The sequence below is a fragment of the Sorangium sp. So ce1014 genome (assembly GCF_051521505.1).
In the GTDB taxonomy this organism is placed as follows: Bacteria; Myxococcota_A; Polyangia; order Polyangiales; family Polyangiaceae; genus Sorangium.
This window is the reverse complement of the sequence record NZ_CP150356.1, coordinates 4,162,257-4,186,640: the sequence shown is the minus strand read 5'-3', so window position 1 is coordinate 4,186,640 and position 24,384 is coordinate 4,162,257. Positions and strand designations below refer to the sequence as shown.

Below are 24,384 nucleotides of genomic sequence, written 5' to 3'. Positions count from 1 at the left end.
GGATCGAACATGCCCAGGCCCTTCGACGTATCCAGACGAGACATCCTGAAGACGGCGCTCGGCGCGATGTTCCTGGCGCCGCTGCTGCGCCACCGCGAGGTGCAGGCGCAGACCATCGTGCCCAGGCGGCTGGTGCTGGCCTTCACGCCCGACTCGCACCCGCCCGAGTGGTGGCCGACCGGCAGCGGGTCGACGTTCCAGCTCCAGGAGCCGCTCGCCGATTTCCGCGGCCTCGAGAAGGACATGTTGTTCTTGCGGCGGCTCGACCACGCCTGGACGGTCGATAACCATCACGAGGCGGGCATGGCGCAGCTGTTCACGGGCGCGCGCTTCAGCGACAACAGCTCACGCCACGCGAACGGCCCCTCGCTCGATCAGATCCTGCTCAAGAACTCCGACCTGCGCGGCGGCACGCCGATCGCGAGCATCCACCTGTGCGTCGCCGATCGCGGCGGCGCCGACAAGCGCCACATCATCTCGTACAGCGGCCCTGGCCAGCCCATGACGCACACGGCCGACCCCGCGCGCGCGTTCAGCACGATCTTCGGCGGCGTCAGCTTCGACGGCGCCGGGTCGACGTCCACGCCCGACCCGATGTCGGACGCCGTCGCGGCCGCGAAGCGCAGCGCCGACCAGCGCATCCTCCAGATCAACACCGGCGAGCTCAAGACCATCCAGCGCTTCCTCGGCCAGGCCGAGCGCCAGAAGCTGGAGCTCCACGTGGAGTCGCTGTTCGAGCTGCAGCAGCGCATCGCGGGCATGGGCGGCGGCACGTCGGAGCCGGTCGGCGGGGCGTGCGAGCGCGTGGACACCTCCGGCTACAACAACAGCACCAACAACGCGACAACGATCACGCGCTGGGCGCAGATCCAGGCCGACCTCATCGCCAACGCGTTCACGTGCGATCGAACGCGGGTCGCGGACTACCACTTCAGCTTCTCCGGCGGCCATCACGAGGGCCTGCTCGGCTTCGGCCAGAGCTGGCACGACAATGTCGCGCACGTCAGCCGCACGAACGACAGCGTCCGCGTCGACGGTGAGTCGATGACCACGCGCCAGGCCTTCATCACGTTCGATCGCTTCTGGGCGAGCCACATCGCGTACCTGGCGAAGAAGCTCGCGAGCATCCGGGAGGGCAACGGCACGATGCTCGACAACACGATCATCCTCTGGGGCGTGGAGAGCGGCACGAACCACAATCACAGCCCGCGGGACATGCAGTACCTGGTCGTCGGCGGGAAGAACCTGGGCGTGAACGTGGGCCAGTACATCAACAACACCACCGCGCAGAGCGCGAACAAGCTGCTCACGTCGGTGATGAATGCGCTCGGCCACGCCGCGACCGGCATCGGCATCGAGCCGAACTGCGGACCCCTGCCGGGCTTCCTCGCCTGACGCGGCAGCGCGCCGGCGGCCGCGCGCCACCGAAACGAGGCGCGCCGACCGCCGCCTTCGCCGCCCTGCCCGCGATGGCCCGATGGGAGCGGCGGCCGGGCCGGCGCCCTCAGCGCACGCACTTCACCCATGCGGCCGTGAAGTGGTTCCACTTGCCGCTGGCTCCGGCGTTGAAGCCGGTGAAGCCATCGTCAAAGTTGAGCGCCCAGGCCGCCGGGGCGTTCCCCACGGCGGCATGAGAGCCCCAGTACCAGTCGTTGCTGCGGGCGCCGTACTGCGTGTCCGGGAACATCGTCCGGTGGATCGACGGCGCCACCTGGGCCTCGTCGACCAGGGTCGCCAGCTCCCGGATGCTCGGCAAGCGCCAGGCGTGATCGTTGAGGGCGAGCGTCGCGCAGTAGGTCTCCGCCTCGTCCCAGGTCATCGTGGCCGGCGAATAGCCCTGCTGCCAGACGAGGCCTGTGTAGTTGTCCATCACCTCACGGGGCGATACGGCGGTGTACTGGTCGGGCGGAGGCACGGCCGGGCTGCTCGGCGCCTCCCCCTCGCCGTTGCCTCGCACGCAGCGCAGGCTCGCCGCGGTCGCCTTGGAGTAGGCGTTGCTGACGATCCCGTCGCTCATGTTGAAGGCCCACGCATAGTCGCGACCGGCGCCGGCGCCTGCCTGTCGGATCGTGAGGATCCAGTCGGAGGACGTCTTGTGGAAGCCCCCCCGCGCCCCCGGGAATGCGGCCCTGTCGATGGCCGGGCTCCGGGTGAAGTCCGCGATGGACGTCATCTCGATGCGCGTCGGCAGGCGCCAGTCCGAGAATCCGCCGAGCGTCAGGCCCTCGCAATAGCTGATCGCCTGGTCCCACGTGTACGCCTCGGCGGGAGGGCTCTGCTGCCACTCGAGGCAGGTGACGTTGTCGCGCACAACGCCGTCCCCCACCTCGGTATAGCTCGCGGGGTTGGGCAGGTCGCTGCCCGCCGGATTGGGCATCGGCCAGCACGCCCACTTGTGCGTGCCGCAGGCCGCGGCCCTGCCGCACGTGTCGGGCGCGCCGCCCGCGCCGCCCTCGCCCGCGCCGCCCGGACCGCCGCCGCCCTCCCCCGGCGCGCCGCCCTCCCCCGGCGCGCCGCCCTCCCCCGACGCGCCGCCGCTCGCGGTGCTGCCCGGGCCGCCGGCCCCGGCGCCCGTCTCGGAGGCTCCGCCTGTCGCGAGCGCGCCGCCCATCCCCGACGCGCCGCTCTCCGTGAGCGCGTCGCCCCGGTCGCCGCCGTCCACGCCCGTCCCCGTGTCCCCGCTGGAGCACGCCGCGGCCGCGAGCGCCACGCCGAGCACGACCCCCGTCCTGGCACGCGCTGCCGTGACGGACATCGCCCACGTCGCGTGAAGGACCCACCGCTTGCTTCGATTCACAGGCACCTCCGTACGCTCAAGCCAAAGCCGCAAGATAAAATGTTCGGACCGCGCCAGCCTATCACACGCTGCGCGATGATCGTCGATGCACGCAGCGGAAGCAGGGCCTATTTGGGGCGATCGACAGAAACATCCAGCGCTGTCACCTCAACCCATCTCCGATGTTCCGTGTCGCATGCCTTCCGCGCTTTCCGCACGAACAACGACCCCGAGCGTGGTCGACGGCCGCATCGACGAGCAGCGCACTGGGGCGTTGCGCCCCGCTCAGCGGGCGGCGCCCTCATCGAGCGCCGCGGCGAGGGCCGCGAACTCTTCCTGGCACTCGCCGCAGATCGCCAGGTGTTCCTCGACGAGGCGAAGCGCTTCGGGCGTGGGCAGCCCCGCCAGATGCACCTCGGCATAGGCAGCCACCCGATCGAGACAGGTGTCACAGCCGATTTCCTGCTCACGCGTGACGAGCGTGGCCTGCACGAGCAATTTCAGGTCTGACGGCTTCAAGAGCATGAGATTTTCCTCTCGACGAGTCATTCAAAGGCCCAACGCACGGTCTCCGCGGAGTAGCCCGCCTGCTCGAGCGCTCGTTGCAAGCCACGACGTGCGTCGTGGCACAGTTTGTAAATGGCATTGCGATTGCTTCCGAGCTGGGCTGCGATCTCTTCCTGCGGCATCCCCCGCAGCTCGGCCAGCACGACCTGACGCTGCCGCTCGGTGAGCGTCTCTGCCACGCAGCGCTGCAACAGCGTCAAGATCTCACGCCTCGCGATCGCCTGCTCCGGCGTCGCGGAGGTGTCGTCGAAGGGCTCTGACATGCCGGATGCGCTGGTAGCTTCGATCGGGGACCCGTCGGTGAGCGCATCGAGCGGCACGTCCCCCCAGTGCCGGCGCCGCAAGGCGCTGAATGAAACCCGCAAGGCAATCGCAATGGCCCAGGTCGAAAATCGGCTCTCTCCTCGGAATGAATCGAGCTTGGCCAGGATGCGCAACATGCTCTCTTGCGCGAGGTCCTCGATCAGAGCGCTGGCCTGCGGCCGCCGCGCGAGCCCCCGACGCAGCGCCCGCACGATGAGCTCGCGCAGCTCGCGCTGGGCCAGCGCACCCTTCGGCCCTGGATCCCGCAGATCGAGCCACCACGCGGCGTCAGTTCTTTCGAAAGCGGTCATGCACTCTCCGGGGGTGAGTCTGGCTGATCGTGACCGAGCCTCTCGCCTCTTCGCCTGAGGTGGCTTGTGCGCCACGTCGGTTCGGGTGGCTCGCCGCCGGCGTTCAGGAGGCAGCTCGCGCCGGCCGAGACGCGGCGAGGGCTTCGGCAGCGCTGAGCAGTGCTGCGCCGAGCAAGAACACATCCTTGAGCACGAAGGCGCCGAGCTCGTTCGGCACGCGCAGCGCGAAGCCCGGCACGTCCACCCAGATGCCCGGCGTGGTGAACAGAAAGCTCAACGTCATGACGAATGTCGGTACCGCCGCCAGACTGCCGATCGCGCAGGCCCCGGCCGACCATGGGCGCAGCGCGATCAACGACGCGATGAGGATTTCAGTCACACCTATCACGATGGAGACCCCTTGCACACCCATGAACGCATAGGTCCAGCCGAGCAGCGGGCTCGGCGCGATCAAGGGTTCGATGGCGCGGGCCTCGACCTCCGTGAACTTGAAGGCGCCGAAATACAGCAGGATCAGGATGAGCCCGTACCGCAGCGTCACAAGAGCCGCGCGGCCGAGCCACGCGTCGATCGCCGTTCGTCGCGCGGAACCGAGAGCTCGTCGCAGCGACGCTGCGGCCGTGGAATGTAGAGCGTTCATGCTGGCCTCCTCGACAGGTTGAAAGCGGCACTCACGCCGCCTCCATGAGACGCCGCCAGGTCCTCGGCTCTTACCCTCGAAGTGAGGCAGCGGAATTTTTGGAGTCGGATCTGCCCCGCCCGTACCTGCGCGAGCGTGCCCGCGATCTGCGTCGGCGTCCTCGGCCTCCAGCTCCGAGCCGAGGTGGCGCAGCTCCAGGGTCATCGCTTCGCCCGCGGGTCGGCGGCCGCAAGAGCGTGCTCTATAGGGGGCGGGGGCGCGCCCTGACGACGTCTGGAGCGAGGCGAGCCGACCCCCTCACCGGCCCCGCGTCTCCTCGGCCTTCTGCCGCCGCACCATCTCGGCGATCCAGACCGGCGCGAACGGCGGCGTGCAGCCCGGCGATGCCGGGTAGTCCTTGAGCACCTCGAGCCGCTCGCCGATGGCGATTGCGCGGGCGCGCAACCCGGGGTTGTGAATGCCGATCTCGGCGAGGCAGTGGTTCATCGACCACTGCTTCGGGCCCGGCGCCGCCTTCATCTCCGCCTCGATCTGGTCGAGCAGCGCGGGGAGATCGAGGCCGGCAGGGCTCTTCACGACGCGGTCCGTCGTCAGGCTCCAGCCAGCGCGCCCGACCAGCTCGCTCGCGGAGTCCTTCCAGCGGACACGCAGCTCCTCGACGTGGCGCGACGCTTTCACCACGTTGACGAGGAACCAGTCGAGCAGCTTCGGGTAGCCGATCTCCCGGACCATCGCGTCCAGCTCGTCCGCCGAGAAGGCCTTCGGCTTGAACACGAGCGTCGCCAGGAGGCGGGCGTCGGGGTCCCCGGTGCGCCACAGCTCGCCGGCCAGGGCGTGGTCGGTCTTCAGCTGCTTCGCGAGCGCGCGGAGCTGGGTGAGGTTCACGCCGTGGGCGTCTCCGGCGCGGGCGTTGACCTCGCGCATCCTCTCGTTGCACAGCGCGCCGAGGTCCCGCATGACGTGGGTGAGGTTCATGGACTGGAGCTAGCCGTATCCGCGGGCATCGTCCAGCGCCGCGGCGTCGCCTCGGGTTTGAACTTCCTTCTCCCCAGGCGCGTCTGGTAGGTTCAGCACCGATGCCTCTGGACCCTGTACGAGCGACAGAGCTTGTCAGTCAGCTCGACGCAGCGCATGAGCCACGCCAGCTTGCTGCCTCAGCGGACGAGGCGCTGAACTTCCTGCTGACGCAACTGGAGCAACTCCGTGACCTCGCGAATGGCTACCCGCGGAACCCTATTTCCGTAACGGTTTGGTCGGACGGTCGGGCACTCACGCTTGTCTGCGACGCCCTCACCGACGCACTGGCTGATCGCAACGAGGCCGCTCGGCAGGAGCTCGCGAGCCGCCTCGCCGTCGGGATGGCTTGCCAGGTGATGGGTCACTACCCAGAAGAGATCTTTCCACGAGTTGTTCGAAACGCGCGCCATCGCGAGGCGATTCAGCAGGCTGACGACGCTGCTGGATCGTACCAGGCAGTTGTCGACGATTTCAGGTCCCTCGACCTGGAATACACACTTGACGAAAGCGAACCCCTCCCGGAATCCGAGCGCTACATCCTCGAAGCACTGAGCATGGCACTCGAACGACTCATCGCTCTTCGGAGCGACCCGGACCATCAGCTCAGCGAGCTTCGGCAGAGAGTGTACGCCAGACTCCGAGCGACGCCCCGGTGACCCCGTCGCAAAGCCGCCCAACCAGCCGTCTTCGGACGCTTCTGCGTCCACCCCGGCGGGGCGGCAGCGTCGCCCGGGCCAGCGCCTGACGGGGCGGCACCGAGTCGACGGTAAAGGCGAATCGCCACGCTCACCTCAGGTGACAGAAGGTTCCTTACGCGATCCACCTACCTCGTGGAAGAGTGACGCTGGCCGCCATCGCCTCGGTCGGTGACTACATCGACAACTTCTACAACCTGAAACGACGGCACTCACGGCTCGCCTACATGAGCGCGACCGCGTTCGAAATGAGGACCTACGTGGCCGCGTTCGCGGCATGGTGAGACTGTCCGCGGAAGCGGGGGAGGACCCGTCTTGGCCTGCGATCAGCTGCCCTTGCAGACGTCGGCGCAGGTGCCCGTCGCATCACCACACGCGAAGGACGCGCAGTCCGAATCGGAGGAGCAGGGCGCGCCGGCGGCGCCGAGCGCCGCGCACGTGGCGCCATCGCACGTCGTGCCGGCCGCGCAGTCTCCGTCCGACGCGCATGGACCGCCAGCCTGCTCGCGCGCCTGGCACGTACCGTCCTGGCCGCAGCGAAGCTCCTCTTGGCAGTCGAGGCTTCCCTTGCACGACCCGCCCACGGCGAGCCGTGGCGCGCACGTCCCCGCGTTGGACGGCGAGGGCTGGTCGCACCGGAGCTCCTCGTCGCAGTCGAACGTCGACGAGCATCGCTCTCCGGCCGCCGCCCTCGCTTTGCACGCCGACGTCCTCTGCCCGCTCGCGTCGGCGGTGTACACGCAGCGATCCCGGACGCAGTCCCAGTCCGTGCTGCACGTCCCCCCCTCGGGCACGGAGCCGTCCCACGCATCGAGGCAGGACGGCGTGAATTTGTCGTTCACCCCTAGAAGCACGCCCAGGATTTGAATTTCGGCACAGGGGGCCGCGTCCACCTCGGCGAGGCACGCCTCCGCCTTTTCCGCGACGAAGGTGCCCTTCACCTCGCCTCCGCCGCTGACGGCAACGAGAATCGCTTCGAGCTCCGAGGCGCACGCGTCGGCGGAGCTCGCGTCCAAGTCATGCGCGGCCCGGGTCGCCGCGTCGCAGCACGCGAACGTGCGGTCGCAGAGGGCCTTCGCGTAGCTCGAGAGAAAATCGCTGCCTGTCCGCTCCGGGCCTCCGCTGCTCGCCCGCGTCTCGCCGTCCCCGCATCCGGGCACGGCGGACATCGCGACGGCGAGGGCCGATAGGAGCGTCGCGAACAAGACAGGTCGATGCGTGCGCATGAAGAACCTCCTCGGTCCGATCGTAGTTGGATCACCGGAGCTAAGCCAGCGTGAGTGCCATGACAAACTTCGGATCATTCTCGCCGAAGCGGGGGAGGACCAGACGTCGAGATGATGCGCAAGAGCCTCAGGGAGGCGGAGGTCACGGGAGGTTGTGCCGAGCGCTACCAACCGACCGACGAGGTGCTCCAGATCCTGGAGAACGTCTGAAGAAAATGGGTCGGAGCCTTCCGCACCGAGAGCAGTGAAAGGTCCCACCAGCCCACTCGCCGCACACTGGCGCGCCACATAACGAACCACGACACATTCGTCCCTCGGGTGCCACCGGCAACCCGAGCAGCCGACCGATCGCTTCGCAAACAACCCGGGCCGCCACCTCATCCCCGAGGGCGACGGCGCGGCTCAAGGTGCCAGCAAGCTCGGCAACCACGGCGGCCCGAGGTGACGGGTCGGCCGTCGCGATCTCTCCAGCCTCCGGGCTCGCCGCAACTGACGCCGGCCCCCTGTCACCGGGCCCGCGACGGCGCCACGGATCGGCCCATGTCATTGCCGACGAAGAAGACGTCTATCGGCCTCTCCAGCAACAGCAGGCCGAAGAACAAGAACAAGCGACACCACTGGAAGCGCTACCGAGGCCAGGGCAAGTCGCATCACGGCTAGCCGCCCCGGCGAGCTCCGCGGCTCGCCGGCGGCGACGGCGCCCCCTTCGCCCCTGCGCCCCCCCGTCCCCTCACGATCGCGGCCTGCTCCCCCATGCGCCCGCCGCCCGCCCCACGAGCGCGGCGGCCCCCACCACGGCGCGCGCCCGCAGCGTCGCCCGGGGCAGGCGCGGCTCGATCGGCGGCGCCACGAAGGCCTCCAGCCAGGACTCGGCCGGCGGCCGCGCCAGCACCCCGCCGAGGTCGAACAGCGAGAGATCCTGGACGCCGGCCGCCTCCGCGACGGCCACGTCCTCGCGGAGCTCGGCGACCGAGCGGTAGACCGGCTCGTCGCCGAGCGCCCCCTTCCCCACCGCGCCCACCGAGACGCCTGCCCTCGGACCGAACCGCCGGGCGGCGGCGCGGCACCCCAGGGCGAGCAGCGCGACAGCGTCGTCCCGGCCGAGCGCGCCGCGCGAGTAGCCCTCGAGCAGCGAGGTGTACAGCATCGCGCTGACCCGCCCCCACGGCGGCACCGACACGGGCGTCCCGAGGATCCGCTCCCAGCCGCCCGCCGGCCCATCGGCCAGGACGAGCGGCACGATCGCGGCCGAGGTCGCCACCCCGCGCGCGTGGATCGCGCCCGCCACCTCGACGTACGCGCGCTGCGCGTCGCGCCACCGCGCCCCCCGCTCCCCCGGGCTCCCCCGCGCTCCGCAGGGGCCGCCGCCGAGCAGCTCGAGCGCGCCGCGGCCGCCCGCGAGCGCCCGGCGCACCTCCTGGATCGGCGGCTCCAGATCGACCGCGACCTCCGCCGCGGCCAGGCCGCGGGCGTCGAGCGCGTCGAGCAGCCGCGCGACGAACCCGCCGAACGCCGCCGCGTTGCCGGCGCTCGCCCACCGCCCGTCCTCGTCCGCGATCATCGGCCACACAGCGACCGCCACCCCCGCGTCCGCGCACGCCGCCGCGAGATCCGGCAGGCCCGCGGCCGTCTCCGGCCGCACGGCGATCGCGAGCTCCAGCGCGTACCGCCGGAGGAGCGCGAGCGTCTCAGGCGCACGCACCGCCTCGAGCGGCAGGAGCTCGCTCCAGATCCGGCGGCGCGGCGTCACGCCCGCCGCCCGCGGCGCGGCGGCGGCTGGACGCCCGCGACCCCTGCGCCGCCCGCGCCCCGGCGGCGCCGTTTCCTTCCGAACCCCCGGCAACCGCCGCTACACTCGCGCTTCATGAAGATCCTCTACGGCGTCGTCGGCGAAGGGATGGGGCACGCCATGCGCTCGCGCGTCGTCATCGAGCGCCTGCTCGAGCTGGGACACGAGATCGAGATCATGGCGTCCGGCCGGGCGACCGACTTCCTGTCGAAGCGCTTCGCCGGGGTGAACCGCATTCACGGGCTCCACATGATCTACGAGGAGAACCGGGTCCGCCGCGGCAAGACGCTCTGGTCCAACGTGCTCTCCGGCGCGACGGGCACGCCGAAGAACATCGCCGCGTACTTCGAGCTCATCAAGGACTTTCGCCCCGAGCTCACGATCAGCGACTTCGAGTCGTGGACGTACCTCTACGCCAAGCTCCACCGGCTGCCGATCCTCTCGATCGACAACATGCAGATCATCAACCGGTGCACCCACGACCCCGAGATCGTCGCCGGCCACGAGGCGGGCTTCCAGCTCACGCGCGCGTTCGTGAAGAGCAAGCTGCCGTTCTGCAAGCACTACGTCATCGCCACGTTCTTCCGCCCCCCGATCCGCAAGCAGGAGACGACGCTCGTGCCGCCGATCCTCCGGCCCGAGGTCGTCGCCGCGAACCGCCGCCCCGGGGAGCACCTGCTCATCTACCAGACCGCCGAGGGGAACGAGGCGCTCGCCGAGACGCTCGCCAGGACGGGGCTCGAGTGCCGCATCTACGGGATGCGCCGGAGCATCACCGAGGAGCAGGTCGAGGGGAACCTGCGCTACCGCCCCTTCAGCGAGGAGGGCTTCATCGACGACCTCGCCTCGTGCCGCGCCGTCATCGCCGGCGGAGGGTTCACGCTGATGGGCGAGGCGGTCTACCTGCGCAAGCCGATGCTCGCCGTCCCCCTCGGCCGCCAGTTCGAGCAGGTGCTCAACGCCCGCTACCTCGAGCGCGAGGGGTTCGGCCGCGCCGCCGATTCGCTCGACGACCCGGCGGTCATCACGGACTTCGTGAAGGCCATCCCCGGCTGCGAGGAGAAGCTCGCGGGCTACTCCCAGGACGGCAACCGGCGGCTGTTCGAGGTGATGGACGAGCTGCTCGACCGCGCGCACGCCGGCGTGCTCTGAGCGCGGTCCGCGGCGGCGCGCCCCCTCGGAGCACGCCGCCTCCGCCGAGACCTGCCCTACTTCGGCCTGCAGCCCTTGAGGCTCGACCCGGAGACGCCGTTGCACTCCTGGTCCGCGGAGCAGTCCGTCTGCTCGACGCACGTCTTCAGGCACTCGAGCGCCGCGCTGTCGTCGGGCTTGCCGCAGATCGACCCGTCCTCGCACTCGCCGTCCACGCCCTCCTCTTCGCACGCCTCGCCGAGCGCCGCCTCGCCGCTACAGCCCCAGGCGAGCAGCGCCCCGACGACGAGCCCCATCCCGATCCACGTGGTTTTCATGCCATGACCTCGCATTGTTACATCACAACTGCACACGACAGAGGTGCAGGCGACCGCCGCGCCGCCGCTGGCGACCTGCGCGACGATGCGTCGTCCTTCCTGGCCCCCTCCGACCGTCTCCGGAGACTACCGCGCGTTGCGGCTCTTCGCGCCCTGGCGCTGGCTCTGCGACGCCGAGGCGGTCTCCTCGATCCGGACGAGGACGGCGGTGATGTTGTCGCGGCCACCGTTCTCGTTGGCGCAGTCGATGAGCTTCCCGCACGCCTCGGCGAGCACGGCGTTCTCCTCGATGATGCGCGCGATCTCGAGATCGTCGACGAGCCCGTGGAGGCCGTCGGAGCAGAGGAGGAACACGTCGCCGGCCTCGACGCTCTCGGCGCGCAGGTCGACGTCGACGCTGGGGCTGATGCCGAGCGCGCGCGTGATCACGTTGCGGGGCAGGTACGCGAGGTCGCTCTCGGTGAGGTCGGGCCGCTCGAGGAGCGCGTCCGCGATGAGCGAGTGGTCGCGGGTCAGCTGCGCGAACTCGCCCCCGCGGAGCAGGTAGCAGCGGCTGTCGCCGGCGTGCGCGACGTGGAGCTTCCGCTCGCGCGGCGCGAACGCCGCGGCGACGACCGTGGTGCCCATGCCGCGGTAGAACCGCGAGTCGTCGGCGTGCGCGAAGATGCGCGCGTTCGCGTACGTCACGGCGGCCCGGAGCCTTTCGCCGGTCGACGCCTTGCGGCGCTTGCCGTTCGCCTCGCGGAAGTAGCCGGCGATGGCGCTGGCGGCGATGCGGCTCGCGACCTCGCCCGCCTCGTGCCCGCCCATGCCATCCGCGACGACGTAGACGTTGAACTCGGGGAGGAGGATGTATCGGTCCTCGTTGTGGATCCGCTCCCTGCCGACGTCCGATAGCCCTGCCGCGGTGGCGCGCATTCGCCCCGAGTCTAGACGACGCTTGGCCCCTCAGGGAACTGAGTTAATCTCCCCCGCCATGCCCGACCTGGTGATCGACAACCCGTATACCCTCGAAGAAGCCGTCCGCCGGCCTCTCGCCGGCGAGACCGAGGTCAACCGGCTCCTCGACGCCGCGACCGCCGCCGCGCGGAGCTCCTCGCGCACATCCATCGCCGAGCGCGCCGCCCTGTGCCTGCGCGCGGTCGAGCGCATCGAGGCCAGCGCGCCCTCGATCGCCGCCGACATCACCCGCATGATGGGCAAGCCCCTGCGTCAATCCCGCAATGAAGTCGCGGGGATGGCCAAGCGAGCCCGGCACATGATCTCGATCGCGGAGGGCGCGCTCGCCGAGGTGGTCCTCCCGGAGCTCCCGGGGTTGGAGCGGCGGATCGTGCGGGCGCCGCTCGGTGTGGTGTTCAACCTCCCTGCCTGGAATTACCCGCTCCTCACGGCCGTGAACGTGGTCATCCCCGCGGTGCTCTCGGGCAATGTCATGCTGCTCAAGCACTCGCCGCGCTCGCCGCTCTGCGGGGAGCACTTCGCGGCCGCGTTCGCCGAGGCCGGCGCCCCGCCCGGCCTCGTCCAGGCCTTCCACTGCGACCACGCCACGTCCGAGCGCATCGCGTCGGACCCGCGCGTGAGCTTCGTGGCGTTCACCGGTTCCGTCGAAGGCGGACGGAGAATCTACGCGGCCACGTCGAGGAAGGTGGCCGTCGACGCCGGCCTGGAGCTCGGTGGGAAGGACGGCGCCTATGTCGCAGCCGACGCGGACCTCGAGAAGGCCGTGGACGGGATCGTCGACGGCGCCTGCTACAACGCCGGACAGAGCTGCTGCGCGGTCGAGCGCGTGTATGTTCACCGCGATCTCTATCCGAGGTTCGTGGAGGCCGCGCTGGCGCTGATGAAGGGCTACGTCCTCGGCGATCCGACCGACGAGCGCACGAACCTGGGTCCGATGGCGCAGCCGCACGCGCCGGCGTTCCTGGAGGCGCAGGTGAATCAGGCGCTGTCGCGGGGCGCGCGGGCGCTCTGCGGCGGCCGGGCGACGCAGGTCGACGGGCGCGGGCGCTTTTTCCAGCCGACGCTGCTTGTCGACGCGGCGCCGGATCTCGACGTGATGCGCATCGAGTCGTTCGGGCCGGTGCTGCCGATCGTGCCCGTCTCGTCGGACGAGGAGGCGCTGGCGCTGATGAACGACAGCGATCTCGGCCTCACCGCGTCGGTCTGGACGCGGGATCGCGAGCGCGCGGCGCGGCTCGCGCGCGAGCTCGAGGTCGGCACGGTCTTCATGAACCAGTGCGACACCCTGGATCCGGCGCTCCCGTGGACGGGCGCGAAGAACAGCGGCAAGGGCGCGACGCTCTCGACGCTCGGGTTCCTGCACCTGACGCGGCCAAAGTCGATCAACTTCAAGATCGGCTGAGGGCCCCGGCGCGCGGCGCAGGTGCGCTGCGGGGCGCCCGCGCCCGGCGCCCGGTTCGACGAGCACGCGTCGTTCGGGCTTGCCATGCGCCACGGTCGTGGGGATATCCGGGAGTATGGAAACCCAACAGATCTACCGCGGGCGTCTCATCGATCACATCCAGCTCGTCGTGGCGGACATTGCGGCGAGCAAGAAATTTTACCAGGCAGTCTTCGGCGCGATCGGTATTCCGATGGGCGGCGAGGCCGACGATTACTTCTGGGCCGACGAGCTCTTCGTATCGAGCGTGAGCTCAAAGGCCGCTGCGGGCGTCCTCACCGGCCGGACGCACCTCGCCTTCCAGGCGAACGACCGCGCCACGGTCGAGCGCTTCCACACTGTCGCGCTCGCCGCGGGCGGAAAGGACCAGGGCGCTCCGGGCGAGCGACCGTACCACCCCGGCTACTACGCGGCGTTCGTGCTCGATCCCGACGGAAACAACATCGAGGTCGTCCATCACGGCCCGGCGAGCAAGTCGGCGGACGCGATCAAGATCACGTTCTGACCTGCAAAGACCCAGCTGGTGCCCGGAGAGAGAGTTCACCTGAGAAGAAACCAAGGGCCCAAGCAATGCCATGAGCCCTCTCTCTTCTGTACACTCCTCCTCTCTTCTCCCTTGGCGCCTTGGCGCCTTGGCGTTTTATTCTCTTCTCATCCACACGACCGCGGCGCCGGCTCCCCCTCGATGCAGATCCGCTTCCTGGCGACCGGCCTCGCCGCGATGTCGTTGAGGACCACGCCGAGGATGCGGCGATCGCCGAGCTGCTCGGCGGCCCTGGTGAGCGAGGATGCCCGGGTCAGCGAGGCGCGAGCGACAAGGACGATGCCGTCGGAGGCGTCCTCGATGACGTTGGCGTCGCCCGACCCGAGGACGGGCGGGCCGTCAATCACCACGTAGTCGAAGTAGCGCCGGAGCGTGCGCATCGCGGCCTCGAAGTGGACCGAGTGGAGCGCCGCTGGATAGCTCGCCTCGAGCGACGGCTCCGCCAGCACCGACAGCGAGGGGCTGAGGGCGATGACGCCGAGAGGACGGGACTCGCCGGCCATCCGCCGGCGGAGCTGCTCCGAGAAGCTCGCGTGCGGGGGCAGCCGGAGGCCGAGGAGCGCCGCGACGCGGGGGCGCGCGAGGTGGCCCTCGACGAGCAGGACCCGCGCGCGCTCGGCCTCGGCGAGGGTCATCGCGAGGCGCACCGCGAGCGCGGTCTTGCCCTCGGCCCGGCCGGGGCTCACCACCGCGATCGCGAGCGGCTCGCCCCCCCGCCGCTGATCGAGCCGGTGCCGGAGGACCCGGAGCGCCGCGAGCGCCGGCGCGGGCGCATCCCTGAGCAGCTCGAACACGCCGTACCCCTCGGGGTCGATGTCGGCGCCGAGGATCTCCACCTCGGGCTCGCGAAACCCGGAGCTCGCGGCGTACGCGAGGTGGCGCGGGCCCACGCAGGCGAGCGACCCGCCGGGCGCGCTCCACGACGGCTCGGGCGCGCTCCACGACGGCTCGGGCGCGCTCCACGACGGCTCGGGGCCGACGTCGCCGTCGTCGAGCGCCAGGCCGTCCGGGAGCGTGTCCTCCAGGGCGAACCCGGGTCGGGCGAACCCGGGTCGGGCGGACGCTGGCTCCGCCGGGGCGCCGGGCCCCGCGATGCGGTCCCCGGGCGCAGCAGGGGGCTCCGCGCCGTCTCCGGGCGCGCCGGGCCGCTCTGCTTCGTCGTCGGGCGCGCCGGCCGGCTCGCCGCCGGTGCCCGGCGCGCCGGTCGGCGCGGCGCCGTACGCCGGCACGATCGCGCGCTCGCGGAGCGGCGGGCGCGGCGGGAGCTCCGGCATGGCGGCGAGCAGGGCGGGGCCGCCGAGCGCGTGGATGTCGCCCCCGTCGTACACCGTGTCGTTGAGCAGCACCCGGGCCCCGGCGACGCCGAGCGCGAAGAAGAACGTCACCGCGGCGCCCGCGAAGAAGACACGGCCCCGCCCGCGATCAGGGCGGCTCGGCAGATAGGCCGGATCGAGGACGTCGAGCTCGGTCTCGCTCTTGTTCTCGGCGGCGTCCGCGGAGAGGTTCGCGGCGCGCTCGTTGGCCTGCACGGTCTTCAGGTACTCGCGCGCCCGCTCGAGATCGAGGCGGAGCCGGTGCCACTCGGTCTCGAGCTCGATCACGCGCTCCTCCGCGCCCCCACCCGGCCCCGCCGGCGCGCGCCGCGCCTCGTCCACCACCGCCGTCCTGCCGCCGCCATGGCGCGCGCGCAGGCCCGCGATCTGCCGGAGCAACGCGCTCCGCTCGGCCGCCAGCGCCGCGCGCCGCGATGGCGTGAGCGCGCGCGCCTCGCCGCTCGGCACCTCGGTGAGGCCCGCGCGCACAAGCCGGAGCGCGCTCTCGGCGGCCGCCAGCTGGCTCCTGGCCGTCTCGACGCGGCGCTTCGCGCCGATGGCGTCCGGGTGGATCGGGGTCACGGTCGCCAGCTTCTCGGCGAGCGCCGCCTCGGCCGACGCGACCGCCGCGGCGGCCGCGTCGCGGGCCCGCTGCGCCTCGAGGACGCTCGGCGGCAGCGGCCCCCCCGGCGCCGCCGCCGGCGAGCGCGCGGCCCCGAGCAGCGCCTCGACCCGGGCGAGCTGGCGCTCCAGCGCGGCGAGCTGCGGGTCCGAGGGGCGGGCCGGCTGCGGGGGCACGGCCCGGGCCGCCGCCGGCGCGGGGGCGCCGGGGGGGCCGAGCGGCTGGGGCACCGGCGCGTACGGCGAGTCGTTGAGACCCCACTGGAACTGCGGGTTCCTGGCGAGGAACGTCGCCAGCGCGCGGCTCGCCTCCTCGACCTTGGCGCTGGCCTCGTCGAGCTCCCGCCGCAGGAAGTCGCGGGTCATCGTCGCCGCGCCGAGGCTGTCGCGGCGGTAGTCGTCGACAAGGATCTGCGTGAGGCGGGCGGCGACCTCCTGCGCCGTGAGCGGGTCGTCGTGGGTGAACGAGATGACGTACGTGTCGCTGCTCTGCGCGCGGAACCCGACGTGGTTCTTCATCTCCTCGACCGCCTCGACCATCGAGCGGGCGGACTTCTCCGGGTACAGCCCGAACGCCTCGATGACGCCGGCGAGCGTCCCGCGCGCGATGAGCGTGTCCTTGAGCTTCGGCCCGAGGCGCGCCGCGCGCGCGGTGCTGCTCTGGGGATCGCGGCCGGTCTGGATTGTCTCGCGGTAGAGGATGGTGGCCTCGCTCCGCCACACCCGCTTCGTGGCGAGCGCCAGGGCGAGGGAGATCGAGAGCCCGACGGCGATCATCGCGGCCACGCTGCGCCAGTACATCCGGATCCGGCCGAGGACGCTGATCGCGCGATCCAGGCGCTCCCGGGGTGTGCTCTCCGTGCTCAGGCTGGACATGATGCTCCCCGCCCCCTGGGCAGCGCCTCCGGCGCCGTGCGGCGCAACGGTCGCGCGCAGGGGCGCTCCGCCCCCGCACGGCAAGTCGCGTGCTCGCGGGCGCGTCACCCAGGGACGCACCCGCGCGAGGGGACGGCGCGAGGCGGCGTGGAGGCGTGGAGGGGTGAGGAGGACGAGCGCTGTGGACGTTTCGCATCCGGCGGGCGCGAGGAGCTTCGCGGACATGCGCAGGGGGCTCGGCGGTCCCCACCGGGCGCGGAGGCTCAGCGGTCGAGCGTGCACTTCCACCTCTGCATTCAACCCTTCATCGCACCACACCTCCGAACGCGCCCAAAGCCACGTCCGTGCACATCGGGCACGCGGAGGGGTCATGTGGGTCGCAGGACGTCGGCTCGCCTCCTGAACGATCTTGAGGTCGGGAAACGCTTGACCTAATCTGCACGTTGCGCTCGACTGGCACGGAGGGCGCGGGGGGGGGTCGACGCAGAGCTCTTCTGCAGACCGCTCGTCTGGCGAGTGGCGTCCATGGAGGGTGCGCCGGGGAGCTCGCGCGGCGTCGCGCCGCGGGGGACCGCGCGGTGTTCCATCGAACCCAGGGCGCCGGCGGGAGCATTGTGCGGAGGCGGAACGTGACAATGAAATCTATCGAGCACGTCGTGCTCGTCATCCTCGAGAATCGCTCCTTCGACAGCATCCTCGGGTGGCTGTACGCAGATCCGAGCGAGGGCCCGGCGCTGAACATCCCGGAGCCCGCGCCGGGCGCGCGCCGGTTCGAGGGCCTGGCGGGCCTCGATCTGGCGGCGTTCGCCAATGTCGCGGAGGGGTTCAGCTGCGCTCCCGTGAAGGGGGCATCGGCCATGAACGTGCCCTGCGTCGCGCCGAACGAGGAGTTCGCGCACGTGAACGTCCAGCTCTTCGGAAAGGAGGACGTCCAGCCCGGCGAACCTCCCACCATGAAGGGTTTCCTCCAGGACTACGTGGCGGCCATCAAGAAATCGGGCGTCGCTCACGACAACCCGGACGCGCTCCGGGCCCTCGCGGGCGAGGTCATGGAGAGCTACACCCCCGACCAGCTCCCGGTCATCAACGGGCTCGCAGAGCATTACGCCGTCTGCGATATGTGGTTCTCGTCGGTGCCGTCCCAGACGAACCCCAACCGGGCCTTCACCTTCTGCGGCACATCCCTGGGGCTGACGGACAACGGCTGGCTCGAGAAGGACCCGAGGGCCAAGCTGATCGAGCAGAAGGTAGGGTATGGCCTTGGCGACGACCAGTTCGACGCGAAGACCCTCTGGAACGCCCTCCACGACGCCGGCCACGACGACTGGAAGATCTTCTGGCAGACGAGCACCCTCCCCGAGAAGATCTCGTTCGCCCTCACCGGCGGAAAGACCCGCCTTCAGCCGATCATCGAGCACGTCGTCCAGTTTGCGGAGCACATCGACGCCGATCACCAGAAGTACGTGATCGATCTCTCGTCCGGCGAGCTCCCGTCCTGCTACACTTACCGGCTGTTCCGCGGCCTGCACGCGATCCCGGGCGTCGAGAGCCGCTTCGCGCGCCTGGAGCAGTTCCACGAGCAGGCGCGCGCCGGGACGCTCCCGCGGTTCAGCCTCCTCGAGCCGTTCTGGACCGTCTCGGAGGTGTCGACCGATCTGACGTGGGAGCAGAGCCTCGCCACCGCGATGGGGAACGACTATCACCCGCCAGGGAACCTGAGCGCGGGGGAGGCGTTCTTGCAGAGCGTCTACATGAGCCTCATCGCGAACCGAGAGGCCTGGGAGAAGACGCTGCTCATCGTGACGTTCGACGAGGGCGTGGGCACCTTCGACCACGTGCCGCCGCCCGCCGCCACGCCTCCCTGGGGGCGCGGCAGCCCCGGGTTCGAGACCCAGCATGGCTTCAACTTCGATCGTCATGGCGTCCGGGTGCCCGCGATCCTTGTCTCGCCGCGCATCCAGCGAGGCACCGTGTTCCGATCGACGCGAGAGCAACCGTACGATCACACCTCGATCATCGCCACGATCCTCAAATGGTACGGGGAAGAGCGGCAGCTGCCCACCTTCATGGAGCGCGCGATGGGAGCGCCCACGTTCGAGGAGGTGCTCACGCTGGACGAGCCCCGCCGCGATGAGCGCGACGTCCGGTTCCTCAAGGTGCAGCGCGAGCCGGGGCAGCCGTTCAAGTACCTGGAGCGGTTCTATCTGAGGAGCGACGCCGGCGCGCGCGTCTCGACCTCCGCCAGCAAATCGACGATCCTGGGCCTGCTCTCGCTCTCGGACCCGAAGGTCGCGGAGTACTTCCCGACCCTCGGCGGCGAGGCTGTCCAGCTCTTTCTGGAGAAGAGCGCGCGGGAGGCCAGCTCGGGCGAGGTCCGCGACGGCGACGACGTGGCCCTCGTCTCGACCGAGGTGGAGATCGGCGCCTACAACACGCTGGGCGCGTGGAGCCTCGTCGGGGACTGCTACTACTTCAACGATTACGACCCGATCCTGGACAAGGACAGGTACGAGAAGCAGACCTGGACCCTCGAGGGCGCGGTCAAGGGCCGACCCGTCCGGTTCGGCGACGCGGTGGCCTTCAAGAACAAGCGCTCCGGGGCGTACCTGGCCCCGGACGGGGACGGCGTGACGACCCAGAGGCACGCTTATTGGTGGACCATCGAGCCGATCGCCTCCCCGACCGAGAGGCCGGGCCGGTGAAGATCGCGAGCGTCACCGGGGATCGACGTGCAGCGCGACAGTGCGGCCGCGGCGTGCGCCGCGGATCGTCCATGAACCCGAAACATCCAGGGAGAAGAGCATGAATCGCCTTTCGTCCGACATCGAAGAGATTGACGGTGAATACGACGTCGTCGTCGTGGGATCGGGTTACGGCGGCGCGATCATGGCGTCCCGGCTCGCGCGCGCCGGCATGAAGGTCTGCGTGATCGAGCGCGGGCGGGAGCGGCAGCCGGGCGAGTATCCGAACACGGCGCTCGAGGCCGTCGCCGATGTGCAGATGAACCTGCCGGTCGTGGGCCATGAAGGCTCGCGCACAGGGCTGTTCGATCTGCACATCAACAAGGATATCGGCGTGCTCGTCGGCTGCGGCCTCGGCGGCACCTCCCTCATCAACGCCAACGTCTCGATCCGCGCCGAGCCGCGCGTATTCGACGACCCGCGCTGGCCGGCTCAGCTCCGGGGCGAGAACATGGAGCACCTCAACACGGGATACAGGCTCGCCGAGCGGATGCTCTCGCCGAAGCCCTACCCCGAGACCTACCCGCCGCTGCCCAAGCTGACGGCGCTCCAGCGCTCGGCGGAGGCGATGGGGCAGCCGTTCCGGCGCACCAACATCAACGTGACCTTCCAGGACGGCATCAACGCCGCCGGGGTCGAGCAGAAGGCCTGCAACAACTGCGGCGACTGCTGCTCCGGCTGCAACTTCGGCGCGAAGAACACGGTCTTGATGAACTATCTGCCCGACGCCAGGCGCCACGGCGCCCACATCTTCGCCGAGGTGAGCGTGCGCCACGTCGAGCGCCGGAGCGACGGGAAGTGGAACGTTCATTATCAGGTGCTCGACACCGGACGCGAGGCGTTCGACGCGCCGACGCTGGTGGTCACCGCCAAGCTCGTCGTCCTCTCCGCCGGGACGCTGGGCTCGACCGAGATCTTGCTCCGATCGAAGGAGCTCGGATTACCCATCTCGGACCAGGTCGGCAAGGGGTTCAGCGGCAACGGGGACATGCTCGGGTTCGGCTACAACTGCACGCCACAGCTCGACGGGCTCGGCTTCGGGCACCGCGCGGTCGGCACGACGGCGCCCGTCGGGCCGTGCATCACCGGCGTGATCGACATGCGCAACCAGGCCGACATGAGGGACGACATCATCATCGAGGAGGGCGCGATCCCCGGCGCCCTGGCGCCGTTGCTTCCGCTCATGTTCAAGGTGGCCTCCTGCACCGGCGGCTCGAACACCGCGCCGCAAAACGCCGTCGCCCAGGGGCTGCGCGAGGCCGAGTCGCTCCTCTTCGGGCCGTACCACGGCGCCACGATGCACACGCAGACGTACCTCGTGATGGGGCACGAGGCGAACAGCGGCACGATGAAGCTGGAGAGCAATCAGCTGCGGATCGACTGGCCTGATGTGGGCACCGAGCCGATCTTCGAGCGGATGAACGCGCGCCTCTTCGAGGCGACGGCGGCGCACGAGGGGATCTCGGTCAAGGACCCGATCTGGTCCCCGAAGATCGGCGACAAGCTGATCACCGTGCACCCGCTGGGCGGCTGCATGATGGCCGAGTCGGCCGAGTCGGGCGTCGTGAACCACAAGGGCACGGTCTTCGCGTCGAGCGCGGGCACCGCGGTCCACGAGGGGCTCTACGTGTGCGACGGCTCGATCATCCCCGTCTCGCTCGGCGTCAATCCGCTGCTCACGATCTCGGCGCTGGCGGAGCGCTGTGCGATCCACCTCGCCCGCGACCGCGGGCTCCAGATCGATTACTCGGACAAGGGTCCGATCGCCCCCGAGCCCCAGGCGCGCAAGCCGGGCGTCCGCTTCACCGAGACGATGAAGGGCTACTTCTCGAAGGCGGTCGACAGCGACTTCCAGACCGCCGCCGACCTGGGCAAGCAGGAGGATTCGAGCTGCAAGTTCATCCTCACGATCGTGTCGGAGGACGTCGACGCCATGATCGCGAGCCCCGAGCACGCAGCGAGCACGCTCGGCACGGTGAACGCTCCGGCGCTCTCGGGGCGCCCGCTCACGGTGACGCACGGGACGTTCAACCTCTTCGTGCAGGACCCGGACGCCGCCGACACGCGGCTCATGAAGTACAAGATGAGGATGCAATCGGAGGAGGGGCGCTCCTTCTATTTCTACGGCTTCAAGGTGATCACCGACCGCCCGTTCTGGGACGCGTGGCACGACACCACCACGCTCTACATCACCATCCACGAGGGCGAGGACGAGAAGGGCCCGGTGATCGGCAAAGGCATCCTGAAGATCGAGCCGGAGGATTTCATCCGGCAGCTCGGGACGCTCGACGTGACGAACGCGAAGAACGCCGAGGAGCGCATCGCCACGACGGTGAAGTTCGGGCGCTTCTTCGCGGGCGTGGTCTACGACTACTACGGCGGCGTGGCGGCGCCGCTGGAGTTCGCCGACTCGAGCAGCCCGCCCCAGAAGCGCAGGCCGCTGCGGGTGCCCGGTCCACGCTTCTACCCGTTCAAGAGCAGCGATGGAGTCGACCTCCTCCTGACGCGGTACCAGGGCGGATCGAAGGGCCCGGTGATGCTCGCGCACGGGCTCGGCGTCTCGAGCCGCATCTTCTCGACCGACGCCATCGAGACGAACCTGCTCGAGCACCTCGCGGCGCACGGCTACGACGTGTGGCTCCTCGACTTCCGGGCGAGCGTGCTGCTCCCCGCGTCGAAGACGCAGTACACGGCCGATCAGATCGCGCTCTGCGACTACCCCGCCGCGGTGGCGAAGGTGCGTGAGTCGACGGGCGCGGCGAGCGTTCAGGTCGTCGCCCACTGCTACGGCGCGACGACGTTCACGATGGCGATGCTCGCCGGGCTCGAGGGCGTCCGCTCGGCGGTGATCTCGCAGATCTCGACGCACGTGGTCACGCCCGCGATGGTGCACCTGAAGGCGGGGCTGCACGCGCCCAGCGTGCTCGATGCGCTCGGCGTCGGGTCGCTCACGACGAACGCCTCCTCGCACGAGGGGTTCTTCTCGCGCCTCTACGATCGCGCGCTCACGCTCTACCCCGTCGGGTCCGATGAGCACTGCGACAGCGCGGTGTGCCATCGGATCTCGTTCATGTATTCGCTGCTCTACGAGCACGCGCAGCTCAACCACGCGACGCACGAGCGTCTCTACGAGCTCTTCGGCGAGGCCACGATGCGCGCCTTCGAGGGCCTCGCGCTGATGACCCGCAAGGGCTACGTGGTCGACGCCGAAGGGAAGGACGTGTATCTGCCGCACCTGGATCGGATGGCGATCCCGATCCGCTTCATCCACGGCGCGGAGAACCAGTGTTTCCTGCCGGCGAGCACCGAGAAGACCGTCGAGGTGCTCTCGGCGAAGAACGGCGCGGGCCTCTATTCGCGCGACGTCATCCCCGGGTACGGCCATATCGACTGCATCTTCGGCAAGACCGCGTCGACCGACGTGTACCCGTTCATCGTCGAGCACCTCGACCGCACCTGAGCGCGGAACCTGCAGCTCGGGAGCAGCGCTCGCGCTGACACGCGGATCACCTCCGCGACGTCAGCGCTCTCCGGCGCGGTGAGGCGTGCTCTTCGTCACAGTCGCTGCGAGTAGAACTCGATGATGAGCTGAACCTCGATCGGGAACGGGATGCTCGTCTCGTCCGGCAGGCTGGTCATGCGCGCCTGCCGGGTGTCCTTGTCGACCGCGAGCCACGCGGGGGCTTCCATGTCCGCTCTCGCGAGGCCGGCCACGACGGTCTGGTGGTCGCGGCGCTGCTCGCGCACGCTCACCGTCTCTCCGGCGCTGACGCGGTAGGAGGGGATGTCGACGCGCTTTCCGCCGATGAGCACGTGCCCGTGCGCCACCAGCTGTCGCGCGGCCGGGATGGTGCGCGCGAAGCCCGCGCGGAAGATGACGTTGTCGAGCCGCCGCTCGAGCAGCTCGATGAGCTTCGTCCCGGCGGCCAGCTTGCTCCTGCGCGCCTCGAGCATGAGCGTTCGGAGCTGCGTGTCGGTGAGGCCGTAATTGAGCCGGATCTTCTGCTTCTCGCGGAGCCGCAGGGCGTACTCGCTGTGCTTCTTGCGGGCCTGGCCGTGCTGCCCCGGGGGGTAGGGTCGGCGCTCGGTCTTCTTCGCCGAGAGCCCGGGGAGCTCGACGCCGAGCGCGCGCATGACCTTGACGCGAGGTCCGGTGTAACGGCTCATGTCCGGGCCCTCCCCCGGGACGCGCGCGCGGCGTGAGGATCGAGCTCGGCGCCGTCCGGCGCCGGTGCGTCAACATGTTCCTGAATGTTCATCGAGCTCCTTTGTCTTCTTTCCTGGTCCTGTTCTTGAGGGCTCACACGCGCCGGAGGTGACGGAGGATCGGTAAGTGCGATCTGCGAAGGACGCGAGCGAGCCCGTTCGCGGCCCGGACGCGGGCGTTGAGCGGCTCGGGGTAATCGTCTTCATCGAGGACGCGTAACCACGGGAACGTCTCGACGCCGCCGCCAGGTCGGCGGAGCTCCGCGTGGCGCGCGCCCCTCGCCGTGGCGGGGCGAAGGTGGAGGCACGGTGTCGCGTCGAGCAGGAGCTCCACGTCCTTGGCGAGGCGCAAGGAGGCCTGGGTCAAGAAGGCGGAGATCCGCTCGGGACCGAGCTGGGAGAAGAGGCCGAGGCCGATGATCAACGTGGGGAAGCCCTGCGCCTTGGAGAGCTGATCGATCCAGTGATCGCAGCCAGGGGACGCGGCGGTCAGCGCGTACCGCGACGTCCGGGGGGCTCGGCGGAGCTTCCATGCGATCACGCGGGGGACGTCGAGCTCGACCCAGTGGAGCCGCCCGTTGTCAACGCGCGAGAATCGAGTGCACGGCCCGGAGAAGAGCCCGATGGCCAACCCGTCCGGGTGGCGGCGGAAGAAGTCGTGCACGACGTCGTCCACCAGCCGCGTGCGGGCCGCGAGCGGGCGGAGCTCCTGTTCCGTGAAGCCCGCGCGCTCGACGTCGAGCACGCGGGCGAGATGGCGCGCTTCGTCGTCGTGGAACCCGAGGTCTGGAAAAGCGTCGGTTGCGTAGGCGCACGCGGCGACGCCCGCGAGCTCGCGCCGAGCAAAGGAAGGGGCGGCGTCGATACTGAAAATCATTTTCATTTTCAT

General features: G+C 70.1%; 20 protein-coding genes. 8 read left to right on the top strand and 12 right to left on the bottom strand.

The genetic code is table 11. The features are described from left to right. Positions 1-9 precede the first annotated feature (9 nt). Positions 10-1,395, top strand: a complete 1,386-nt coding sequence (locus WME75_RS15905; protein WP_437491551.1) for a DUF1552 domain-containing protein — start codon at positions 10-12, stop codon at positions 1,393-1,395. 109 nt (positions 1,396-1,504) lie between these two features. Here WME75_RS15905 and WME75_RS15900 read toward each other — a convergent pair whose 3' ends face one another. From WME75_RS15900 to WME75_RS15880, 5 genes are all read right to left on the bottom strand, one after another. After that, positions 1,505-2,797 carry a DUF1566 domain-containing protein gene (locus WME75_RS15900; RefSeq protein WP_437491549.1) on the bottom strand — a complete coding sequence of 431 codons (1,293 nt, stop codon included), beginning with the start codon at positions 2,795-2,797 and terminating at the stop codon, positions 1,505-1,507. Positions 2,798-3,061: 264 nt separating this feature from the next. Next, the gene (locus tag WME75_RS15895) at positions 3,062-3,301 is read right to left on the bottom strand and encodes a hypothetical protein (RefSeq protein WP_437491546.1); all 240 of its coding nucleotides are present in this window, start codon (positions 3,299-3,301) and stop codon (positions 3,062-3,064) included. Positions 3,302-3,321: 20 nt separating this feature from the next. Beyond that, the gene (locus WME75_RS15890; RefSeq protein WP_437491543.1) at positions 3,322-3,957 is read right to left on the bottom strand and encodes an RNA polymerase sigma factor; all 636 of its coding nucleotides are present in this window, start codon (positions 3,955-3,957) and stop codon (positions 3,322-3,324) included. Positions 3,958-4,060: 103 nt separating this feature from the next. Beyond that, positions 4,061-4,597 carry a DUF417 family protein gene (locus WME75_RS15885; protein WP_437491541.1) on the bottom strand — a complete coding sequence of 179 codons (537 nt, stop codon included), beginning with the start codon at positions 4,595-4,597 and terminating at the stop codon, positions 4,061-4,063. Positions 4,598-4,894: 297 nt separating this feature from the next. Beyond that, positions 4,895-5,572: a DNA alkylation repair protein gene (locus tag WME75_RS15880; RefSeq protein ID WP_437491539.1), complete on the bottom strand. Its 678-nt coding sequence runs from the start codon at positions 5,570-5,572 to the stop codon at positions 4,895-4,897. 101 nt (positions 5,573-5,673) lie between these two features. Between WME75_RS15880 and WME75_RS15875 the strand changes: the two genes are divergently transcribed. Further along, complete coding sequence (locus tag WME75_RS15875; protein WP_437491536.1) at positions 5,674-6,270, top strand: hypothetical protein; 597 nt, start codon at positions 5,674-5,676, stop codon at positions 6,268-6,270. Between the two features lie 182 nt (positions 6,271-6,452). Then, entirely contained in the window at positions 6,453-6,593 is a 141-nt protein-coding gene (locus WME75_RS15870) for a hypothetical protein (RefSeq protein WP_437491533.1), read from the top strand. Between the two features lie 42 nt (positions 6,594-6,635). On the opposite strand, the gene WME75_RS15865 is transcribed toward WME75_RS15870, so the two are convergent. Both WME75_RS15865 and WME75_RS15860 read right to left on the bottom strand, forming a co-directional pair. Further along, complete coding sequence (locus tag WME75_RS15865) at positions 6,636-7,535, bottom strand: hypothetical protein (protein WP_437491530.1); 900 nt, start codon at positions 7,533-7,535, stop codon at positions 6,636-6,638. A 730-nt stretch (positions 7,536-8,265) separates the two neighbouring features. Further along, entirely contained in the window at positions 8,266-9,285 is a 1,020-nt protein-coding gene (locus tag WME75_RS15860) for a hypothetical protein (RefSeq protein ID WP_437491528.1), read from the bottom strand. 114 nt (positions 9,286-9,399) lie between these two features. On the opposite strand from WME75_RS15860, the gene WME75_RS15855 reads away from it, so the two are divergent. Next, entirely contained in the window at positions 9,400-10,476 is a 1,077-nt protein-coding gene (locus tag WME75_RS15855) for an MJ1255/VC2487 family glycosyltransferase (RefSeq protein ID WP_437491525.1), read from the top strand. A gap of 56 nt (positions 10,477-10,532) precedes the next feature. On the opposite strand, the gene WME75_RS15850 is transcribed toward WME75_RS15855, so the two are convergent. Both WME75_RS15850 and WME75_RS15845 read right to left on the bottom strand, forming a co-directional pair. After that, positions 10,533-10,793, bottom strand: a complete 261-nt coding sequence (locus tag WME75_RS15850; RefSeq protein ID WP_437491522.1) for a hypothetical protein — start codon at positions 10,791-10,793, stop codon at positions 10,533-10,535. Positions 10,794-10,919: 126 nt separating this feature from the next. Further along, a complete protein-coding gene (locus WME75_RS15845; protein WP_437491519.1) occupies positions 10,920-11,711 on the bottom strand; it encodes a Stp1/IreP family PP2C-type Ser/Thr phosphatase in 792 nt (263 codons plus the stop codon). A 58-nt stretch (positions 11,712-11,769) separates the two neighbouring features. On the opposite strand from WME75_RS15845, the gene WME75_RS15840 reads away from it, so the two are divergent. After that, a complete protein-coding gene (locus tag WME75_RS15840) occupies positions 11,770-13,155 on the top strand; it encodes an aldehyde dehydrogenase family protein (RefSeq protein ID WP_437491516.1) in 1,386 nt (461 codons plus the stop codon). A 115-nt stretch (positions 13,156-13,270) separates the two neighbouring features. Beyond that, positions 13,271-13,699 (top strand): VOC family protein, encoded by a 429-nt coding sequence (locus WME75_RS15835; RefSeq protein WP_437491513.1) that lies wholly within the window; start codon positions 13,271-13,273, stop codon positions 13,697-13,699. A 146-nt stretch (positions 13,700-13,845) separates the two neighbouring features. On the opposite strand, the gene WME75_RS15830 is transcribed toward WME75_RS15835, so the two are convergent. Further along, positions 13,846-16,548: a hypothetical protein gene (locus tag WME75_RS15830; RefSeq protein ID WP_437491511.1), complete on the bottom strand. Its 2,703-nt coding sequence runs from the start codon at positions 16,546-16,548 to the stop codon at positions 13,846-13,848. Between the two features lie 635 nt (positions 16,549-17,183). Between WME75_RS15830 and WME75_RS15825 the strand changes: the two genes are divergently transcribed. Next, positions 17,184-19,250 (top strand): alkaline phosphatase family protein, encoded by a 2,067-nt coding sequence (locus WME75_RS15825; protein WP_437494833.1) that lies wholly within the window; start codon positions 17,184-17,186, stop codon positions 19,248-19,250. Positions 19,251-19,350: 100 nt separating this feature from the next. Next, positions 19,351-22,749: an alpha/beta fold hydrolase gene (locus WME75_RS15820; RefSeq protein WP_437491508.1), complete on the top strand. Its 3,399-nt coding sequence runs from the start codon at positions 19,351-19,353 to the stop codon at positions 22,747-22,749. A 95-nt stretch (positions 22,750-22,844) separates the two neighbouring features. Here WME75_RS15820 and rpsD read toward each other — a convergent pair whose 3' ends face one another. Continuing rightward, a complete protein-coding gene (rpsD, locus tag WME75_RS15815; RefSeq protein ID WP_437491505.1) occupies positions 22,845-23,456 on the bottom strand; it encodes a 30S ribosomal protein S4 in 612 nt (203 codons plus the stop codon). Between the two features lie 133 nt (positions 23,457-23,589). Further along, the gene (locus WME75_RS15810; protein ID WP_437491502.1) at positions 23,590-24,384 is read right to left on the bottom strand and encodes a class I SAM-dependent methyltransferase; all 795 of its coding nucleotides are present in this window, start codon (positions 24,382-24,384) and stop codon (positions 23,590-23,592) included.

Coding starts and splice junctions, on each gene's coding strand:
- WME75_RS15905 (WP_437491551.1), top strand. CDS start 10: ATGCCCAGGCCCTTCGACGTATCCAGACGAGACATCCTGAAGACGGCG.
- WME75_RS15895 (WP_437491546.1), bottom strand. CDS start 3,301: ATGCTCTTGAAGCCGTCAGACCTGAAATTGCTCGTGCAGGCCACGCTC.
- WME75_RS15890 (WP_437491543.1), bottom strand. CDS start 3,957: ATGACCGCTTTCGAAAGAACTGACGCCGCGTGGTGGCTCGATCTGCGG.
- WME75_RS15885 (WP_437491541.1), bottom strand. CDS start 4,597: ATGAACGCTCTACATTCCACGGCCGCAGCGTCGCTGCGACGAGCTCTC.
- WME75_RS15880 (WP_437491539.1), bottom strand. CDS start 5,572: ATGAACCTCACCCACGTCATGCGGGACCTCGGCGCGCTGTGCAACGAG.
- WME75_RS15875 (WP_437491536.1), top strand. CDS start 5,674: ATGCCTCTGGACCCTGTACGAGCGACAGAGCTTGTCAGTCAGCTCGAC.
- WME75_RS15865 (WP_437491530.1), bottom strand. CDS start 7,535: ATGCGCACGCATCGACCTGTCTTGTTCGCGACGCTCCTATCGGCCCTC.
- WME75_RS15855 (WP_437491525.1), top strand. CDS start 9,400: ATGAAGATCCTCTACGGCGTCGTCGGCGAAGGGATGGGGCACGCCATG.
- WME75_RS15850 (WP_437491522.1), bottom strand. CDS start 10,793: ATGAAAACCACGTGGATCGGGATGGGGCTCGTCGTCGGGGCGCTGCTC.
- WME75_RS15845 (WP_437491519.1), bottom strand. CDS start 11,711: ATGCGCGCCACCGCGGCAGGGCTATCGGACGTCGGCAGGGAGCGGATC.
- WME75_RS15840 (WP_437491516.1), top strand. CDS start 11,770: ATGCCCGACCTGGTGATCGACAACCCGTATACCCTCGAAGAAGCCGTC.
- WME75_RS15835 (WP_437491513.1), top strand. CDS start 13,271: ATGGAAACCCAACAGATCTACCGCGGGCGTCTCATCGATCACATCCAG.
- WME75_RS15830 (WP_437491511.1), bottom strand. CDS start 16,548: ATGTCCAGCCTGAGCACGGAGAGCACACCCCGGGAGCGCCTGGATCGC.
- WME75_RS15825 (WP_437494833.1), top strand. CDS start 17,184: ATGAAATCTATCGAGCACGTCGTGCTCGTCATCCTCGAGAATCGCTCC.
- WME75_RS15820 (WP_437491508.1), top strand. CDS start 19,351: ATGAATCGCCTTTCGTCCGACATCGAAGAGATTGACGGTGAATACGAC.
- rpsD (WP_437491505.1), bottom strand. CDS start 23,456: ATGAGCCGTTACACCGGACCTCGCGTCAAGGTCATGCGCGCGCTCGGC.
- WME75_RS15810 (WP_437491502.1), bottom strand. CDS start 24,384: ATGAAAATGAAAATGATTTTCAGTATCGACGCCGCCCCTTCCTTTGCT.